This is a genomic window from Salinivibrio sp. SS3, assembly GCF_001722105.1.
Taxonomy (GTDB): Bacteria; Pseudomonadota; Gammaproteobacteria; order Enterobacterales; family Vibrionaceae; genus Salinivibrio; species Salinivibrio kushneri.
Map to the genome: position 1 here is coordinate 79,860 of NZ_MEBQ01000044.1, position 19,511 is coordinate 99,370.

The 19,511-nt window shown below is 51.6% G+C and carries 19 protein-coding genes; 1 reads left to right on the forward strand and 18 read right to left on the reverse strand.

Annotated features, from left to right (window positions below; translation table 11 throughout):
• Position 1 precedes the first annotated feature (1 nt).
• Entirely contained in the window at positions 2-1,465 is a 1,464-nt protein-coding gene (gene guaB, locus BGL48_RS14020) for an IMP dehydrogenase (protein ID WP_069363240.1), read from the reverse strand.
• A 214-nt stretch (positions 1,466-1,679) separates the two neighbouring features.
• Here guaB and xseA point away from each other — a divergent pair, with 214 nt between their 5' ends.
• Positions 1,680-3,068 (forward strand): exodeoxyribonuclease VII large subunit, encoded by a 1,389-nt coding sequence (xseA, locus tag BGL48_RS14025; protein WP_141698103.1) that lies wholly within the window; start codon positions 1,680-1,682, stop codon positions 3,066-3,068.
• A 401-nt stretch (positions 3,069-3,469) separates the two neighbouring features.
• Here the strand turns inward: xseA and der are convergent, their stop codons facing one another.
• The 17 genes from der to BGL48_RS14110 form a co-directional block, all read right to left on the reverse strand.
• A complete protein-coding gene (gene der, locus BGL48_RS14030) occupies positions 3,470-4,975 on the reverse strand; it encodes a ribosome biogenesis GTPase Der (RefSeq protein ID WP_069363241.1) in 1,506 nt (501 codons plus the stop codon).
• Positions 4,976-5,068: 93 nt separating this feature from the next.
• Entirely contained in the window at positions 5,069-6,226 is a 1,158-nt protein-coding gene (bamB, locus tag BGL48_RS14035; protein ID WP_069363242.1) for an outer membrane protein assembly factor BamB, read from the reverse strand.
• A gap of 9 nt (positions 6,227-6,235) precedes the next feature.
• Positions 6,236-6,829, reverse strand: coding sequence for a YfgM family protein (locus BGL48_RS14040; protein WP_069363243.1), 594 nt, complete (start codon positions 6,827-6,829; stop codon positions 6,236-6,238).
• 11 nt (positions 6,830-6,840) lie between these two features.
• Entirely contained in the window at positions 6,841-8,109 is a 1,269-nt protein-coding gene (gene hisS / locus BGL48_RS14045; protein ID WP_069363244.1) for a histidine--tRNA ligase, read from the reverse strand.
• Positions 8,110-8,161: 52 nt separating this feature from the next.
• On the reverse strand, positions 8,162-9,289 hold the full coding sequence (gene ispG, locus BGL48_RS14050) for a flavodoxin-dependent (E)-4-hydroxy-3-methylbut-2-enyl-diphosphate synthase (RefSeq protein ID WP_069363245.1): 1,128 nt from the start codon (positions 9,287-9,289) through the stop codon (positions 8,162-8,164).
• 15 nt (positions 9,290-9,304) lie between these two features.
• Positions 9,305-10,303 (reverse strand): cytoskeleton protein RodZ, encoded by a 999-nt coding sequence (rodZ, locus tag BGL48_RS14055; protein ID WP_069363246.1) that lies wholly within the window; start codon positions 10,301-10,303, stop codon positions 9,305-9,307.
• Positions 10,293-11,048, reverse strand: coding sequence for a type IV pilus biogenesis/stability protein PilW (gene pilW / locus BGL48_RS14060; RefSeq protein ID WP_069363247.1), 756 nt, complete (start codon positions 11,046-11,048; stop codon positions 10,293-10,295). Before pilW ends, rodZ begins: the two co-directional genes overlap by 11 nt.
• Positions 11,049-11,072: 24 nt before the next feature.
• On the reverse strand, positions 11,073-12,194 hold the full coding sequence (locus tag BGL48_RS14065; protein ID WP_069363248.1) for a bifunctional tRNA (adenosine(37)-C2)-methyltransferase TrmG/ribosomal RNA large subunit methyltransferase RlmN: 1,122 nt from the start codon (positions 12,192-12,194) through the stop codon (positions 11,073-11,075).
• A 248-nt stretch (positions 12,195-12,442) separates the two neighbouring features.
• A complete protein-coding gene (gene ndk / locus BGL48_RS14070) occupies positions 12,443-12,871 on the reverse strand; it encodes a nucleoside-diphosphate kinase (RefSeq protein ID WP_069363249.1) in 429 nt (142 codons plus the stop codon).
• 149 nt (positions 12,872-13,020) lie between these two features.
• Positions 13,021-14,316: an aminopeptidase PepB gene (gene pepB / locus BGL48_RS14075; protein ID WP_069363250.1), complete on the reverse strand. Its 1,296-nt coding sequence runs from the start codon at positions 14,314-14,316 to the stop codon at positions 13,021-13,023.
• A gap of 201 nt (positions 14,317-14,517) precedes the next feature.
• Positions 14,518-14,718: a Fe-S cluster assembly protein IscX gene (gene iscX / locus BGL48_RS14080; protein ID WP_046075004.1), complete on the reverse strand. Its 201-nt coding sequence runs from the start codon at positions 14,716-14,718 to the stop codon at positions 14,518-14,520.
• Between the two features lie 29 nt (positions 14,719-14,747).
• Complete coding sequence (gene fdx, locus BGL48_RS14085; protein ID WP_069363251.1) at positions 14,748-15,086, reverse strand: ISC system 2Fe-2S type ferredoxin; 339 nt, start codon at positions 15,084-15,086, stop codon at positions 14,748-14,750.
• Between the two features lie 2 nt (positions 15,087-15,088).
• Complete coding sequence (gene hscA, locus BGL48_RS14090) at positions 15,089-16,939, reverse strand: Fe-S protein assembly chaperone HscA (RefSeq protein WP_069363252.1); 1,851 nt, start codon at positions 16,937-16,939, stop codon at positions 15,089-15,091.
• Between the two features lie 43 nt (positions 16,940-16,982).
• On the reverse strand, positions 16,983-17,495 hold the full coding sequence (gene hscB, locus BGL48_RS14095; protein WP_069363253.1) for a co-chaperone HscB: 513 nt from the start codon (positions 17,493-17,495) through the stop codon (positions 16,983-16,985).
• A 13-nt stretch (positions 17,496-17,508) separates the two neighbouring features.
• On the reverse strand, positions 17,509-17,832 hold the full coding sequence (gene iscA, locus BGL48_RS14100) for an iron-sulfur cluster assembly protein IscA (RefSeq protein WP_046075008.1): 324 nt from the start codon (positions 17,830-17,832) through the stop codon (positions 17,509-17,511).
• A 20-nt stretch (positions 17,833-17,852) separates the two neighbouring features.
• Positions 17,853-18,236 carry a Fe-S cluster assembly scaffold IscU gene (iscU, locus tag BGL48_RS14105; RefSeq protein ID WP_069363254.1) on the reverse strand — a complete coding sequence of 128 codons (384 nt, stop codon included), beginning with the start codon at positions 18,234-18,236 and terminating at the stop codon, positions 17,853-17,855.
• A 53-nt stretch (positions 18,237-18,289) separates the two neighbouring features.
• Positions 18,290-19,504: an IscS subfamily cysteine desulfurase gene (locus BGL48_RS14110; protein WP_069363255.1), complete on the reverse strand. Its 1,215-nt coding sequence runs from the start codon at positions 19,502-19,504 to the stop codon at positions 18,290-18,292.
• Between the last annotated feature and the right edge of the window lie 7 nt (positions 19,505-19,511).

Sequence of the window (19,511 nt, forward strand, 5' to 3'; positions counted from 1 at the left end):
TTTAGCCGAGACGGTAGTTCGGCGCTTCTTTAGTAATGGTGACATCATGCGCGTGTGACTCTTTCATGCCCGCGCCAGTGACGCGAACAAACTGCGCTTGGGTACGCATCTCTTCAATGGTGGCAGAGCCGGTGAGACCCATGCTGGAGCGCAGGCCACCCATTTGCTGATGAATGATCTCTTTCATCATGCCTTTGTAATCGACACGCCCTTCAATCCCTTCAGGTACCAGCTTGTCTGCGGCGTTGTCGCTTTGGAAGTAACGGTCAGACGAGCCTTTTGACATCGCGCCCACCGAGCCCATACCGCGATATGATTTATATGCACGGCCTTGGTAAAGTTCGACTTCCCCTGGAGACTCTTCGGTACCAGCGAGCATTGAGCCCACCATCACGCACGACGCGCCCGCTGCAATCGCTTTACACAAATCCCCTGAGAAGCGGATACCGCCATCGGCAATCACGGGAATGCCGTATTCTTGCGCTACAGCGGCTGCATCACTGATCGCCGTGATCTGCGGGACACCCACACCGGTAACGATACGCGTGGTACAAATCGAGCCTGGGCCAATGCCAACCTTAACGGCATCCACACCGGCTTCAATCAAGGCGCGCGCCCCTTCAGCGGTGGCGACGTTGCCGCCCACAATCTGCAGGTTCGGGTACGCGGCACGTGCTTCACGGATACGTTGCAACACCCCTTCAGAGTGGCCGTGTGATGAGTCAATCAGCAGCACATCCACGCCGGCTTCAACCAAGGCGGCAATACGTTCTTCATTGCCCGCACCGGCCCCGACCGCACCGCCAACACGTAAGCGACCTTGTTCGTCTTTACAGGCATTAGGCTTGCTTTCCGCTTTTTGGAAGTCTTTAGCGGTGATCATACCGGTGAGATGATGGCTTGAGTTGACCACCAAAACCTTCTCGACGCGGTGTTGTTGCATGAGCTGCTGTACCTGCTCACGCTCCGCGCCTTCTTGCACAGTGGCAAGGCGAGATTTTGGTGTCATCACGTCTTCGACGCGCTTGCTTAAGTCAGAGACAAAACGCACGTCACGGCCAGTGATGATGCCCACCAGCTCTTTTTGTGCATTGACAACAGGGTAACCGGCAAAGCCGTTACGCTCAGTCAGCGCCTTCACATCAGCAATGGTCATTTCAGGGGTCACAGTCACTGGATTGGTGACCATGCCTGCTTCATAGATTTTGACCAAGCGTACTTGTTCAGCCTGTTGCTCGATGGTCATGTTTTTATGGATAAAGCCAAGACCACCTTCTTGCGCCAAGGCAATTGCCAAACGGGCTTCGGTCACCGTGTCCATCGCGGCGGATAGCACAGGTATGTTTAAGCTGATCGAGCGTGTCAGTTTTGTACGCAGATCGGCATGGTTAGGAAGAACATTTGAGTGGGCAGGGACGAGGAGTACATCGTCAAAGGTTAGCGCTTCTTTCGCGATTCTCAGCATTGCAATATCTCACACCAAAATTTGTGAAGGGGAACAAAATATTGCCGCAGCATTATACGTGCAGCGCAAACGTTTGGCTATCGATTTTTACTAAGAATGTCCGTTTGTTGGGCAACTCAGATTTAGTCGGTTGATTTATCAACAGATATCCGCGGGACTTTTTCGCAACCGATTGCTCTAGGTCTATTTGGCATACCGGAATGCGACAGGTAGTATGCTGACAAGCTTATTGAAAGGGACCGAGATCGTGACCGCTAACAACCGAAATATTCTTTCCGTCTCTCGCTTAAATGCCGAAGTGCGTCTTTGCTTGGAGAAAAACATCGGTATCGTCTGGCTCACGGGGGAAATCTCTAATTTTACCGCCGCGACATCGGGTCACTGGTATTTGTCGTTGAAAGATAACCAAAGCCAAGTCAAATGTGCGATGTTCCGTGGTAATAATCGCCGCGTGATGTTCAAACCTAAAAACGGCGATCAGGTATTGGTACGTGCACGCGTGTCTATGTACGAGCCTCGCGGCGACTATCAACTGATTTTAGAAAGCATGCAGCCCGAAGGCGATGGACGACTGCAACAGGCGTTTGAGCAACGCAAACAAGCGTTAGCCGCTGAAGGCTTATTCGCACAAAGCGCCAAACAGGCCTTGCCCGACCAACCCAAACGCGTTGGTATAATCACCTCCAAAACGGGCGCTGCCTTGCACGATATTCTAAATGTGTTGAAACGGCGCGATCCGAGCCTGCCCGTGGTTATCTACCCCACGCTGGTACAAGGACAAGAGGCAGCGGTTTCTATTGCCCAAGCCATAGGACGCGCGAATACGCGCAACGAGTGTGATGTGCTGATTGTTGGCCGTGGCGGCGGCTCACTCGAGGATTTATGGTGCTTTAATGAAGAGATTGTCGCCCGTACCATCGCCGCCAGTCAGATCCCCATCGTCAGCGCCGTGGGCCATGAAGTGGATGTCACCATTGCCGACTTTGTTGCCGACGTGCGCGCGCCAACGCCATCAGCCGCCGCGGAATTAGTGAGCCGTGACCTCAGCTATCGTTTACAACAATATCAGCAGCGCGAGCAAGCGCTCAAAAACGCGATCGGCACCCTTCTTCATCGCCAACAACGGGCACTGACGCAGCACGAACACCGTTTGTCGCATCAGCACCCTCGTCGGCGTTTGCAACAGCAAAGTCAGCATATTGATGAGCTGCAACGACGTATGCACCAGGCACTCACTAAGCAGTTTTCACGGTATAGCAATCAGCTTACTGCGCTGGATAGTCGCTTGCAGCGCATGACGCCTGACCGCCGTATTCAGCAGCATCAGGCTCAATTGGCGCAATACCATCAACGCCTTTCCCACGCGATGGACTCACACCTGTCACATGCGCAACAGCGACTTGGCACCTTGGTTGCCACCTTAGATGCGGTCAGCCCACTTGCCACCCTTTCTCGCGGCTACTCAATTAGTCGTGATAGTGATGGACACATCGTCACTAACATCAACCAGCTAAAAGAAGGTGATACCTTACACACCCAACTCAGTAACGGTGATGTCACTAGCGTGGTGCAACAACGACACCCGCATCAATCTTCTGATTAAACTCTGCACAACACACATCTGACCGATCAGTAAGCGATCGCGCGATCTGGGGGTTTATTCCCCCTGATCAGCTTCCTACCCTGAAAAGAATATTTATCAATACACTTCCCGAAAGCATAAGTTACATGTTCTGCATTTGGATTTATAAAAGGATAAAAATCTAAATTATGTTTTTATAAAGCCTAGATCCAGAATAATACAAAAGTGTGATATAGAAAGGGGGGTCGATTTTACCACCGCTCAAAACCTGAGCGGCAGCGCAATGGACTAGGATCTAAGACAACAGATAATCGCGCCCATTAACGTGACCTAGATCACTTTTATTCGGTTACGGATCCTAACAGAGATCGGACTCGCCATGTCACGATCAAAAAAGCCCAGCATCGCTGCTGGGCTTTCTATCACTTCTTATTGCGGTTTTTCACCATATCCATTACGCGTTTACGCTGACGGGATTGAGATAATGTCAGCTTTTCTTTTTTCCCCTCATAGGGGTTTTCGCTGTTTTGGAATTGGATCTTTATTGGCGTGCCCATAATATCCAGGGTTCGCCGATAGTAATTCATCAAATACCGCTTATAAGAATCTGGTAGCTCTTTGACCAAGTTACCATGAACCACCACAATCGGTGGGTTGTAGCCGCCTGCGTGCGCATATTTGAGCTTCACCCGACGTCCACGGATCATCGGTGGTTGATGGTCATCTTGCGCCATTTTCAAAATGCGGGTGAGCATCGCGGTTCCAACACGTTTTGTCGCTGACTGATACGCCTCTTGAATCGACTCAAACAAGTGACCGACCCCAGTGCCGTGCAACGCAGAAATGAAATGCACACGGGCAAAGTCGACAAACCCTAAGCGGCGATCAAGCTCTGACTTCACACGCTCTTTCACTTCACTGTCCAAACCATCCCACTTGTTGACCGCCAAAACAATCGAGCGCCCAGCATTCAGTGCAAAACCAAGCAAGCTTAAGTCTTGGTCCGAGATATTCTCGCGTGCGTCGATGACCAATAACACCACGTTGGCATCTTCAATCGCCTTGAGGGTTTGGATCACCGAGAATTTTTCTACCTTGTCGGTCACCCGTTTACGACGTCGCACCCCGGCAGTATCAATCATCACGTATTCGCGACCATCACGCTCCATGGGAATGTAAATCGAGTCACGGGTAGTGCCAGGCATGTCATAAACCACCACGCGCTCTTCACCGAGCATGCGGTTAGTCAGGGTTGATTTACCCACATTGGGGCGGCCAATAATCCCAATTTTAATCGGTAGCGATTGTAAGTATTCATACTCGCTTTCCGCCTGCTCTTCGGTTTTTACCGCGTCATCATCACTGTCGAGCGTATCGGCTTCCTCGGTCAAATCGATCACGCCTGCTTGCGCATCGTCCTCGTCAGCTGACACTTGCTCCACCAAAGGCGTCAACGCACGATTAATCAGGCCGCTAACACCTCGGCCATGCGCGGCAGCGATCTGGAACATGTTATCCATGCCTAACTGCCAAAAATCAGCCGTCGCCGTGTCTGGATCAATACCATCCACTTTGTTCACCACCAAGAAGGTAGTTTTTTCACGGGTACGAATATGTTGAGCAATATCCTGATCCGCGGGGGTCAGACCGGCTCGACCATCGACCATAAACAGTACGACATCGGCTTCTTCAATCGCCGCCAGCGACTGCTCTGCCATCTTGGTTTCTACACCTTCTTCGGTGCCGTCAATGCCGCCGGTGTCAATCACGATAAATTCGTGATCATCTAGCAATGCCTTGCCGTATTTTCGATCCCTGGTCAGTCCCGGAAAATCCGCTACTAATGCATCGCGTGTGCGGGTAAGACGGTTAAAGAGCGTCGATTTTCCCACATTCGGGCGCCCCACTAGGGCTATAACAGGAATCATGTAGACCTCTTCTTTTCATTCGCTTTATTAATAAACAAGGCTCCCGACTGTCTTGGCAGCCAGGAGCCTAAATATAGAACTGGATGGCTTCGCTTACTCGATACTCAGCTTTCTCAGTTGACCATCACGGGTGATCACAATATAGCCATCATCGGTTTGCACCGGTGCAACTGCAATCCCCTTCCCTTCTAGAGATTGTTGCGCGACAAAGTCACCCGTTTGCGGGTCAAGCCAGTGCAAGTAGCCTTGGCTGTCGCCGACCACCAGATAGCCGCCGCTTGCCGCGGGTGCCGTTAAGATACGGTACGCTAACTGTGTATTGCGCCACTTTTCTAGGCCGTTACGCGCATCTAACGCAACGACATTATCTTTATCATCAATAAGATAAATACTATTGCCTGCGACTAGGAAGTCTTTAGCAGAGGAGAAATCCCGCTTCCACGCCGCTTTCCCGGAGCGCAAATCAATAGAGACTAATTGGCCATTATAGCCTACTGCATACAAACGGTCGCCATCGATTACCGGGGTCGCATCCACATCCACTAAGCGGTCAATCTCGGTCGCCCCTTTTGGGGTCGAGATAGGGATCTGCCAAATTGAGCGGCCGGTTTCGATCATGGCCGCGCCTAGGCGTCCATTGGCCATCCCCCAGAATACCCCGCCGGAAATAGTCACTGGCGCACTTTCACCGCGTAGGCTCAAGTTCGGCACATCATTAGCGTTATTCCACTGTGGCTCGCCCGATTCTGCATCCAGTGCCACTAACTCACCACGGCTGGTATTAACGATCACCAATCCAGCTTCCACCAAAGGCTTGGCCAGTACTTCACCATTCACGTTCTGTTGCCAAACCCGCTCACCAGTTTCGGCATCCAGTGCGTAAACTTGACCGGTTTCGCCACCCACATACACTTTGCCGTATGAGGCGCTCAAGCCGCCAGAAAGCAACGCCGGTGTCTCGGTTTGTACCGACTGTTGCCAGACAGCGTCACCGCTTTCTAAATCAAAGGCGGCGACTAAACCTTGGCGGTCCGCCGCAAACACTTTGTCATACGCCACGGTAGGCTGGAGCGCGGAATAGTATTGGCCGACCCCGTCACCCACTTGTGCCTGCCAATGCTGGGTTGATGAAATCTCATTAGTCACTGAAGGCAGTGGCGCCATTTGCACCACATCTTCTTCACCGGCACAGCCTGCCAGTATCGCCATGGTCGTGGCCATTGCAGCCATACGCCATAATCGTTTTTTCATACCACGACCTTATTGACTCAGATTATCAAGCTTCATGTTAACGGTTGGGCTTTCCGCCGCCGCCAATGACGCTGCATACGCGTCTCGCGCTGCCTGCTTGTCGCCCTGACGAAGCAAGACGTCACCACGGATCTCTGCCACTTTCGCCGTCCAACTTTCGGCGGTCACTTTGTCGAGTTCGTTCAATGCGGCTGAATAATTTTCCAACTCTGCCTCAACGCGCGCCAGTCGTGTGGTGACGAGTCCATACAGGGCGTCATCTTTCACGGCTTGCTGCGCTTTTTTGAGTTGCGCCTGGGCACTGTCCAGCTCTCCTTGCATAACATGCTTTTGCGCCAGCTGTAATGCCGCCAAGGCACGATAACCTTCATGGCCTTCTAGCTCGCTCAGTGACACGGTATCACCGCTTTCAATGCCACTTAGCACCTGTTCATATTGCTGCGAGGCTTGCGCTTGGTTCGCCAGTTGCTGTGACTGGAAATAACGCCAACCATATAACGCACCCAAACCGACAACGGCACCGATTACAACGGCCTTACCATTGTCTCGCCACCACTTTTTAATGGCTTCAACCTGCTGCTCTTCTGTGGTGTAGACGTCCACGTTCTGTCCTCTTAAATCAATGCTTTTAGTGACGCGGCGATCTCATCCTGATTCAGTGTTTGTTGCTCGCCGCCTTTCAAATCTTTTAACGCCACTGTGCCGTTGGCGACTTCATCTTCGCCCAACACCAGCGCCACAGAAGCGCCGACTTTGTCCGCGCGCTTAAACTGTTTTTTAAAGCTACCACCGCCGAAGTGCGACATCACGCGTAGCCCTGGCACCTGCTCGCGTAGGCGCTCCGCCAGTTTCATCCCCACAGCCATGGCACCTTCGCCGGCTGTGACCATATACACATCCACGGCCGGGCGGACATCATCTTGGTTAAGGTTTTCCAGCATTAGAACCAGACGCTCTAAGCCCATTGCAAACCCAACAGCAGGGGTTGCCTTGCCGCCGAGTTGCTCAACCAAGCCGTCATAACGGCCACCACCGCACACTGTGCCTTGCGCACCCAAGCTATCAGTGATCCACTCAAACACGGTCCGGTTGTAGTAGTCGAGACCACGTACCAAACGATGGTTTACTTGGTATTCGATACCTGCCGCGTCCAAGAGTTCACACAAGCGCGCAAAATGCTGTTTTGATTCGTCATCCAGGTAGTCACCGAGCTGAGGCGCATCCACTAGAATGGCTTGGATGTCTGCGTTTTTGGTGTCCAGCACGCGCAATGGGTTGGTCTGCATGCGGCGCTTGCTGTCTTCATCCAACACAGATTCGTGTTGCATCAAAAAGTCCACCAGCGCTTGACGATAATTCGCACGTGCTTGTGGAGAACCAATCGAGTTGAGCTCTAATCGCACATGCTCTGCAATCCCTAGCTCCCGCCACATACGTGCGGTCATCATGATAAGTTCCGCGTCCACGTCTGGGCCATTTAGGCCAAACACTTCCACGCCAAACTGGTGGAACTGGCGATAACGGCCTTTTTGCGGACGCTCATGACGGAACATTGGTCCGATGTACCAAAGACGATGCTCTTGGTTGTACAGCAGGCCATTTTCAATCCCGGCTCGGACGCAGCCCGCTGTCCCTTCAGGGCGCAAAGTGAGACTGTCACCATTGCGGTCATCGAAGGTATACATTTCTTTTTCGACAACGTCTGTCACTTCACCAATGGCACGGCTAAACAAATGCGTCGCTTCCACAATAGGCATGCGAACTTCACTATAGCCGTAAGCGCTCACTACGTTTTTAATGGTAGATTCGAGCTTTTGCCATAAAGGAGATTGAGACGGGAGGCAGTCATTCATGCCTCGAATTGCTTGAATTGTTTTAGCCACGTTAACTTCCGTTACCGAAATGATATAAAAGGGGAGAAGGCCGCCTAACGGCTTAGCCTTCTTGATCGATTTGAGACACCTTGATGCGGTTGCGTTCATCCATCATCGCCGCTTTGGCGCGGATTTTGGCCTCCAGCTCATCCACCAAGTTGTCGTTATTAAAGCGCTCTTTTTGGCGTTTACCATCGAGGTAATAAGCACTGCGCTTGTTACCCCCTGCCAAGCCGAGGTGAGACGCTTCGGCTTCACCCGGGCCATTGACCACACAACCAATCACAGAGACATCCATTGGGGTCAGTATGTCTTCCACGCGCTGCTCGAGCGCATTAACCGTACCAATCACATCAAACTCTTGACGTGAACAACTCGGACAGGCAATAAAGTTCACACCGCGAGAGCGGATACGCAGTGATTTAAGAATATCGAAACCAACTTTGATTTCTTCGACCGGATCGGCAGCGAGTGATACACGCAAGGTATCACCAATACCTTCCGCCAATAGCATCCCCAAACCAACGGATGACTTAACCGCACCAGCACGCGCGCCACCGGCCTCGGTGATACCAAGGTGAAGGGGCTGATCGATTTGCTGCGCGAGTTTGCGATAAGACTCAACCGCTAGGAAGACATCTGACGCTTTCACACTGACTTTAAATTGGTCAAAGTTAAGACGGTCAAGGATATCGACATGACGCATGGCCGACTCGACCAAAGCATCAGAGGTTGGCTCTCCGTACTTTTCTTGCAGATCGCGCTCCAATGAGCCGCCATTGACACCAATCCGGATTGGAATATTTTTGTCACGTGCGGCATCCACCACCGCCCGAATGCGCTCTTCTTTACCAATATTCCCTGGGTTGATACGCAAACAGTCGACACCATACTCCGCCACTTTTAATGCAATGCGATAATCAAAGTGGATGTCTGCGACCAAAGGGATCGAGGTTTGCGCTTTAATCTCTTTAAACGCTTCCGCCGCGTCCATGGTGGGTACCGATACCCGAACGATATCTGCCCCCACCCCTTCTAGCGCTTTGATTTGCGCCACAGTAGCGGCCACATCTGTGGTTCGCGTATTGGTCATAGATTGCACGGCAATCGGCGCGCCATCACCAATCGGCACATTGCCGACGTTGATGCGCGTTGAGGGACGGCGTTTAATGGGAGTTTCGTTGTGCATATCGACGTTCTCTGATTACTGCGGAAGGCGCAACCGAGCCACTTGACCGGTTGGGAAGCCATCAAGATCAATGTTGTCGCCATTAAAGGTGATTTTCACCACGCTGGGAGCACCCAATACCAATTGATACGGGATGTCACCCGTTAAGGTCACTTGCTCACCCTCAGATTTTATCCCGGTTGCCAGTCGTTCGCCATTGGCATCTCGCACATCTATCCAGCAATCACCACTAAAGGTCATCACTAGACGATTATTGACCGTACTGGCGGGGGCTTCATCCTCAGACGCTGCCGTTGGTTGTGCCTCAGGTTCAGTTTGCGTCATCGCCTCGTTAGTTTGCCCCGGCTCAACCGCCGAAGCTGATTCTGGCTCCGTCGACCCTGAGCGATTCTCCTGATTAGATACCGGCTCGTTCGCGGTATCTCGTGTGTCAGTTTCTTGTAACTCCGCCCCTTGTGAGGCCGTCGAATCTGTCATCGCAGGCTCGGCCATCGCCGGTGCCTCTGCGGCAACCATCGCGCTATCTTGCTCTGATGGCGTAGTGACAAGTTCATCCGCTTGCTGGCTATCCAGCTGTGTCGGCACAGACGTCATGGCCTGCTGGTTCTGCCAATACCACACCCCCGTGATCCCGACCGCAATAGCGATGATCACCCAAGACAACCACATCAGGCGGCTTTCACTTTTTTGCCGCCGTGTTTTGCGCGAGAAGCTTTGCATTTTTTGTACGGTGGCCGTACTGCTTGCTTCCATATTGCTATTACCTAAAAGCTGATCCGCGTCGATTTGCATCAGCTTGGCATAGGATCGCAAATAGCCACGTGTAAACGTGGCCAATTGATCCATGTCCGGATTGTTTTGTTCAAGATCCTCAATGACGCTGACCCGCAACCGAAGTCGGTCAGCCACATCTCGAACACTCCAGCCCATTTTCTCTCGCGCTTGCTTTAATACTTCCCCGGGCGCAGGTTGGGTATCAGATTGCGCTTGTTCTTCCGTCTGTTCAGTATTCATTCGCTAGGTACAATTGATATTCTTTGGATTCTGGAAACCGTTGCGCCAATCGCTGAGCGTCATGGGCAGCTCGCTCCGTGTAGCCTTGTTGCTGATACGCTTTCACTAGCAATAACAGTCCGGCAGGCTGAACACCAACACGTTGGTGGAGCCGCTTGATACGTGCGACGGCCTCTGCCACTTGCCCGGTATCTATTTCTAATTTGGCAAGTTGTAAACCAGCACGGACATTCAGCGGGTCGTGATCAACCGCTTTGCTAAACAAGGCTTTTGCGCGTTCTACGTGGCCAGCTTTTAGCTGACAAAACGCCGCGTTTTCATAACTGTCTGACACACGATGATAATACGGTTGTACGACTGCTTGCAAAAATGCGTCATTCGCCGCGGCAAATCGCTGTTGTTCGCACAAGAAAACACCGTAATTGTTATACACATCACCTTTTTCAGACGCTTGCGCTAACGCTTGTTGATATAAGCGATCCGCTTTGTCGTTTTCACCGACACGTTGTTGATAATACGCCATCGACAGCGAGGTGCGATAGTAGTTAGGCGCATATTGGCGCGCTTGCTGCAAGTTTTGCTGCGCTTGTTGATAGCGATCACTGTTTAGATAGCCTAATCCCAGTGCAATGCGCGCCTCTGCGGCTTGAATCTTATCAAATTTCGTCTCGCTGTGCGGCGAACCTGACGATGAACATCCAGCCAACGCCATTAGCACGCCCAATACCCACACCGTTTTTGTCATGCCATCCCCTTTTCACCCTCTCAGTTAGACGGGTCGAACAGGGATCACCTCCTGTGCGCCCAGTCGCTTCTCGGCACGCTTGGTTCGGTCGACAATGTCACCGGCAAGTTGGCCACATGCTGCGTCAATGTCATCGCCCCGTGTTTTACGTACCGTCACCGTAAAGTCGTATTCCATTAAGGTTTTCATAAACCTATCAATACGAGAATTGCTCGGCTTGTTGAATGGCGATCCAGGATACGGGTTAAATGGGATCAGGTTAATCTTCGCTGGGGTGTCTTTTAATAGCTCTGCGAGTTGGCGCGCATGCTCCATGTAGTCATTGACATGATCGAGCAAAATATATTCTACCGTCACACGGCCGCGGTTAGCATTTGAGGTTTCAATATAACGGTGTACCGCATCTAAAAAGGCCTCAATATCCCAACGATCGTTAATCGGCATAATTTGGCTACGCAGCTCGTCGTTCGGCGCATGCAGTGAGATCGCCAGCGCGACATCGATTTTACCAATCATTTGCTCCAAGCCAGAGACCACGCCAGATGTCGACACGGTGACTCGGCGCTTAGATAAGCCATACGCATTGTCGTCGAGCATCAAATTCAGTGAAGGGAGCAGGTTTTTCATGTTGAGCAGCGGCTCTCCCATGCCCATCATCACCACGTTGGTGATCGGACGACGACCCGTCTCTTTCTCAACGCCAATCTCTTTTGACGCACGCCATACCTGTCCGATGATCTCAGACACACGCAAGTTGCGGTTAAAACCTTGCGCTCCGGTTGAGCAGAACTTGCAATCAAGCGCACAGCCTACCTGAGAGGAGACACACAGGGTCGCGCGGTCATCTTCGGGGATATACACGGTTTCCACGTCTTGACCACCCACACGCATTGCCCATTTGATGGTGCCATCTTGAGAGTAATGCGCTTCACTGACTGCTGGGGCTTTAATTTCTGCCACCCGCTTGAGCTTCTCACGCAACTTCTTGTTGATGTTGTTCATTTCATCGAAGTCGTCGCAACCAAAGTGATACATCCACTTCATGACTTGGTCAGCACGGAAGGCTTTTTCGCCGAGCTCATCAGCGAAGTAGGCACGCAATCCTTGCCTGTCAAAATCAAGCAGATTAACTTTCTCTGTCGTCATTGGGGGTTGCCTCGTAAGAACTAGCTAGGTGGTAAGACTGAATCATCGCCTCACGCGTGCCGATACCTGACCTTGATCATAGCCAATATATCACCTCGGGACGCGCTTAAGGCGCGAAATTGTACAGGCTTTAGATCACAGTTTCCACTCTCTAACCGCGGGGTTATTCAATGTGGTCGTCTGATATCGATAGGCAGAAAAAAAGAGGCTAATGCCTCTTTTGGAAGATTAAATAGCAGGTGCTTGATTTAGCAGCGAGGATGAATTTCATCCGCAGTGAAAAAGTACGCAATCTCGCGCTCTGCCGACGCTGGGCTATCAGAACCATGCACCGAGTTGTATTGCATGCTTTCCGCATAGTCAGCACGCAAGGTGCCGCAAGCTGCTTCTTCTGGGTTGGTTTTTCCCATCAATTCACGGTAGCGGCTGATCGCGTGCTCGCCTTCGAGTACTTGCACCATGATGGGGCCTGATGTCATGAACCCAACCAGGGACTCAAAGAAAGGCTTCCCTTGATGTTCGGCATAAAATCCTTCTGCCTGCTCTTTGCTAAGATGGAGCATTTTCGCCGCCACGATACGCAAACCTGCACTTTCGATACGCTGATAAAGCGTGCCAATTAAATTACGCTCTACGGCATCAGGTTTAACGATAGAAAAAGTGCGTTCAATGGTCATTCGCTTGTCCTTTCAATGTCTGAATCTCGCCCGCTAGGGGCAACAACGCGCCTACCCTAGCAAATTTCGTCCTCTGTCCCTATGACCAATCGGGTGAAGCGTTAACTCACACAAAATTTTGTTAACCTTTCACCCGACGTGTCGAAGGTTTATTTCGCTTGGTCGAGCAATACACGCGCCAAGGTTTTCACGCCCATGCCAGTCGCCCCAACGGCCCATTTGTCGTTGGCCGCTTTACGATAGGTGCCCGAGCAATCAACGTGCATCCATCCTTTTTGGTAGTCTTCTACAAAATAGGAAAGGAATGCTGCTGCGGTGCTCGCACCCGGCATATACGCCCCCATTGACGCATTGGCGATATCGGCAAACGAAGAAGGAAGTAGCTGACGGTGGAACTCCGCCAGTGGCAATGGCCACATGCCCTCGCCTTCTTTTTGCGCCGCATCAAGCGTGCGATGGGCGAGCTCATCATCAAAACTAAACAGGGCGTGGTAATCGTTACCCAGTGCCGCTTTTGCCGATCCGGTGAGCGTGGCGCAATCAATCAGCAGTTCAGGTTTTTGCTCGCTGGCATACATCAAGCCATCAGCGAGCACCAAGCGTCCTTCCGCATCGGTATTGAGCACTTCAACCGTCACACCATTTTTGTAAGTAATGATATCGCCCAGTTTGTAAGCGCTGCTTGAGATCATGTTCTCGGCACAGCAAAGTATCAATTTAACGCGCTTATTCAACCCTTTGGCAATTGCCATTGCCAGTGCTCCGGTCGCCGTCGCTGAACCGCCCATGTCTGCTTTCATGGTGGTCATAAAGTCAGAGCCTTTAATGCTGTAGCCGCCAGAATCAAAGGTGATCCCTTTACCCACCAAACACGCATACACAGGCGCGTCCGGATCCCCGGTCGGGTTATAGTCAAGTTGTAACATGGTTGGCTTGCGCGCGGAGCCACGACCGACGGTATAAATGCCATTCCAGCCTTTTTCTAACAGGTCGGTACCGGAAATGATTTTATAAGTGACCTGATCGGGTGCCATGGATTTCACAAATTCCCCTGCACGTGCCACCAGCTGATGCGGGCCGACTTCTTCTGCGGTTTGGTTGATGATATCGCGCACCCAGTCACCTACGGTTTGTCGAAGCTCGAACTCTTGCGTATCGTCCTCGTTCAACACGGTCTGCGTAAAGGCGACCTTATTCTTGGGCCCGCGAAGCCCTTGGTAAAATGCCCACACTAATTCAAGATCCCAATGCTCCCCGGTCAAGGTCAGAGCCGGGACGCCTTGCCCTTCAAGCTTGCGCGCCGCTTGTTGTACCTTGTCTCGCTGATTGGCATCGTTGGAGGCATGGATCACCGCTTTGTCGGTGTCAAAAGAGACCAGCGCATTATCGCCCCACTGTGGCGCCGCCGGTTGATGCGACAGAATAACCTTTAATGTATCTGACATGTTGCACTCCTTGTACTGTCTCGCTGCTTTTGCTGTACAGCGTGTCTCACTGAGCCCTCAGGCAAACGCCTGGACGCCTCAGCAATATGAAAAAAGCGAGCCTATTGGCCCGCTTTGAATGTATGTTTTATTGGCCACGGGTACTGTGCCGAGCCGGTGACGATAACACAAGCATCATCAATCACTCACGAGAGCTAGCCCTCAGTCTCGCTCATCCATCCAGCACATAATGATCGCCTCGAGAATGCGTTCATTGGAACGCTCAGGATCATCATCAAAATCATCCAACTCGGTGATCCACTGATGTAAATCGGTAAAGCGAACCGTTGTCGGATCCACATCTGGGTAGGCGTCACAAAGCTCAATAGCAATATCGAGTGAGTCTGTCCATTTTAAGCTCATCTTGCTTCTCCGTCCGTTGCAGCGTTAGATTAATGATTTTCGGCTGCGTGATTCAAGGTATAGCGCGGGATCTCTACCACCAGATCTTCGTCGGTAATTTTGGCTTGGCAACCCAAGCGTGACTCCGGCTCAAGCCCCCATGCTTTATCGAGCATGTCATCTTCAAGCTCATCGCTTTCATCCAAGGAGTCAAACCCCTCACGGATCACCACATGGCAGGTGGTACACGCGCAAGACTTTTCACACGCGTGCTCAATGCCAATGCCATTTTTCAACGCCACATCGAGGACAGTTTCCCCTTCTTTCCCTTCCAGTTCCGCACCTTCTGGGCATAGCTCGTGGTGCGGCAGAACAATAATCTTAGGCATGATTACACCTCATCAATGGATTGGCCGGCCAACGCATTGCGAATCGATTGATCCATGCGGCGTGCCGCAAAAGTCTGGCTGGCTTTGTCTAATGCTTTGATCCCAGCTTCAATGGCGGCGCTATCATCGCCATTACGCAAGGCAATCAAAGCTTCTATTTCTTTCACCAACGCTTGCTGCTCATCAGCATTGAGCAGGTTATCCCCGTCTTGCTGCATGGCAACCAGCAAACCTTCGATCACACGATCGGCTTCCACACGCTGCTCCGCCAAATAGCGGGCGTCTTTATCTTCTTCCGCGTGGGTGAATGACGATTTGATCATGGTGGCAATCTCATCATCACTCAAACCATAAGAAGGCTTCACTTGGATAGACGCTTCCACTTCGGTGGACTTTTCCATCGCCGTGACGGACAACAAACCATCAGCATCTACTTGATAGGTGACGCGAACATGGGCCGCCCCCGCCGTCATTGGTGGGATGCCTTTGAGACTAAATTGTGCCAGTGAGCGACAATCGTCCACCATTTCACGCTCGCCTTGTACCACATGCACTTTCATGCCGGTTTGGCCGTCTTTAAACGTGGTGAATTCTTGGGCTTTTGCCACAGGAATGGTGGTGTTGCGTGGGATAATTTTCTCCACCAAACCGCCCATGGTTTCAATACCAAGAGAAAGCGGGATCACATCCAACAACAACATGTCAGAGTCTGGCTTATTACCCACCAAAATATCGGCTTGCGTCGCGGCACCAACGGCCACCACTTTATCGGGATCGATGCTGGTCAAAGGTTCACGACCGAAAAACGAGCCAACCTGTTCACGTACAGCGGGCACTCGAGTCGAGCCACCTACCATCACCACTTCCAACACCTCATCAGCACTGACACCAGCATCTTTTAATGCACGGCGACATGACATCAGGGTTTTCTTGATAAGTGGGGCAACCAGTTGATCGAACGTTTCACGGCTCAGCTCGCCTTGCCAGCCCAGCACATCGATGGACGCGCTGTCAGCAGAAGAAAGGGCAATTTTCGCCTGCGTCGCCGCGTGCAGCACGGTGCGGCGCTGATCGCCACTGAGGGTGTCAAACCCGGCTTGCTCACAAATCCATTGCTCGAGCAGATGATCAAAATCATCACCGCCCAACGCGGAATCGCCACCGGTCGCCATCACTTCAAACACGCCCTGAGACAGGCGTAGAATCGAGATATCAAAGGTGCCGCCGCCCAAATCGTAGACCGCAATCACCCCTTCTTGGCCTGAATCAAGACCATACGCAATCGCTGCAGCGGTAGGCTCGTTAAGCAAACGCAGCACGTTGAGGCCCGCCAGCTTCGCCGCATCTTTGGTCCCCGCACGCTGTGCGTCATCAAAATAAGCGGGCACGGTGATCACCACACCTTCAAGCGCGTCGCCCAAACTTTTTTCCGCACGTTCGCGCACGGTGCGTAAGATATCGGACGAGCCCTGCACCGGATTAATCGCGCCACGGCGGGTTTCCACTTGTGGCAAGCCATTTTCGGTTTGTGAAAACTGATAAGGAAGTTGCGGATAACGCGCTTGCACATCGTCTAATGAACGTCCCATCATGCGTTTGACAGACACCAAGGTATTGGCGCTATCCGTTTGCACATACGGGAGGGCATCATAGCCCACGGAAATGGCATCATCACCATAATGGACCACAGAAGGGATCAGTGGCCGATCTTGCTCGTCGTTCAAGGTGGTTGCGGTACCGCTTCGTACCGTGGCCACCAAGGTGTTGGTGGTACCCAAATCGATGCCGACCGCGTGTTTGTGCTCATGCGGCGCGGCACTTTGACCGGGCTCTGAAATTTGTAACAGTGCCATGTCTAATCCTTAAACTTTACTGCGTTGACAGGCGAAAGGGCGATCAACTCATCAGCTGATCTTCGACACGCTCCACTTCATGGCGAAGCTTTTCTGCAAACTTGAGTTTGCGCACAATCACGGCGGCCTCTAGCCACTGTGACGCAGCCAATGCCTGTTTAACCTCGAGAATCAATGTGTCGTAGAGCGACTGGGCTTTTTCACCAAAATCAAACAGCGCCGCTTCATCTTGATTATCGGTAATCGACTCGAGTTCTTCACGCAACGTCATTTGCTGCATCAGAAACTCAGGATCCTGCATGGTTTGCTGTTCGTCTTTTAAGTCAATGCCTTGCAACGTCAGCATATACTCAGCGCGTCGAACCGGATCTTTTAACGTCTGAAACGCGTCATTTACTTGCGATGCTTTCTGTACCGCCTGCAGACGTGTTTTCTCGTCTTGGCTGGCAACATTATCGGGATGGTACTGGCGCTGCAATTCCCGAAACGTTGAAGAAAGCGAGCTACCGTCCAGCTCAAACTGATACGGTAGCTCGAAAAGTTCAAAATGATTCATGTGCTCTCACGGATTACACGTTGAAGCTTTCGCCACAACCACATTCACTACTCACGTTAGGGTTGTTGAATTGAAAACCTTCATTCAAGCCTTCTTTGACAAAATCCAGCTCTGTCCCTTCGAGATAGAGCAGGCTCTTACCATCGACGATTACCTTGACATCATCGTACTCAAAAACCTGATCGCCTTCTTGCAGCTCATCCGCAAATTCGAGTACATAGGCCATGCCTGAACATCCTGACGTTCTCACACCTAGGCGCAAGCCAATGCCTTTGCCACGGTTATTGAGAAACGCTCTGACGCGATCTGCTGCCGCCTGAGTCATGGTAATAGCCATATATCAACAACCCCTTCGTTTTACTGCTGGTGTTTTTTCTTGTAATCACTGACCGCTGCTTTAATGGCATCTTCCGCCAAGATTGAGCAGTGCACCTTAACCGGTGGCAGCTCTAGTTCTTCAGCGATCTCAGAGTTTTTGATCGCCGCAGCGTCGTCAATCGAGCGGCCTTTCACCCACTCGGTAACCAGCGAGCTCGAGGCAATTGCCGAGCCGCAGCCGTAGGTTTTAAACTTGGCGTCTTCAATGATGCCTTCGTCATTCACCTTGATTTGTAGCTTCATGACGTCGCCACACGCAGGGGCACCGACCATGCCATTACCAATCGATGGGTCGCCTTTCTCAAACGAGCCAACGTTACGTGGGTTTTCGTAGTGGTCAATTACTTTATCGCTGTAAGCCATAATCGTTTCCTCAATATGATTGCTCACTGTTGCCAGCTGGCGCGTTATTCGAGTTAGTGGTGCGCCCATTCAACGGTACTTAAATCGATACCGTCTTTGTACATGTCCCAAAGTGGTGACATTTCACGCAGCTTGTTGACTGCTTCACGCACTTTCTCAATCGCATAATCCACTTCTTCTTCGGTCGTAAAGCGACCAAATGAGAAGCGCAGCGAGCTATGTGCTAGCTCATCGTCGCGTCCAAGCGCACGAAGCACATAGGAAGGTTCTAGGCTTGCTGAGGTACACGCAGACCCTGACGATACCGCCAGATCTTTCAGTGCCATCAGCAAAGACTCGCCTTCGACAAATGCAAAGCTCACATTTAGGTTATGTGGAACACGCTGCTCCAAATCACCATTGACGTAAACTTCTTCTAAATCTTTCACGCCTTCATAAAAGCGGTTGCGTAGCGCCAGTGCATGCTCAAAGTCTTTTTCGCGCTCTTCTTTGGCGATACGGAATGCTTCGCCCATACCCACGATTTGGTGGGTTGGCAATGTGCCTGAACGCATGCCACGCTCGTGACCACCACCATGCATTTGCGCTTCAATGCGCACGCGTGGCTTACGGCGAACGTACAAAGCACCAATGCCTTTCGGGCCATACGCTTTGTGTGCGCTGAACGAGATCAAATCGATTTTCATCTCTTTGACGTCCAATGGCACTTTACCCACTGACTGTGCCGCATCGACGTGGAACATAATCTTGCGTTCGCGGCAAAGTTCGCCAATCGCAGAGATATCTTGAATCACGCCAATTTCGTTGTTCACGTGCATGATTGACACCAAAATCGTATCGTCACGCATGGCTGCGTCGAGCTTCTTCAGATCAACTAAGCCATTTTCTTCCGGCTCAAGATAGGTCACCTCAAAGCCTTCACGCTCCAATTGACGGCAAGGGTCAAGCACGGCTTTATGCTCGGTCTTGCAGGTAATAATGTGCTTGCCTTTCTTGGAGTAGAAATTAGCAATACCTTTGATGGCCAAGTTGTCTGACTCAGTCGCCCCAGAGGTAAACACGATCTCACGCGGGTCAGCATTGCAGTAATTAGCAATGTTCTCACGCGCTGTATCAACCGCTTCTTCTGCTTGCCAGCCAAAGCGGTGTGAGCGAGAGGCCGGGTTACCAAAAAACCCGTCCATGGTCAGGTACTGACTCATTTTTTCAGCAACGCGCGGATCGACCGGACACGTGGCTGAATAATCAAAATAAATGGGCAATTTCATGTTTTTC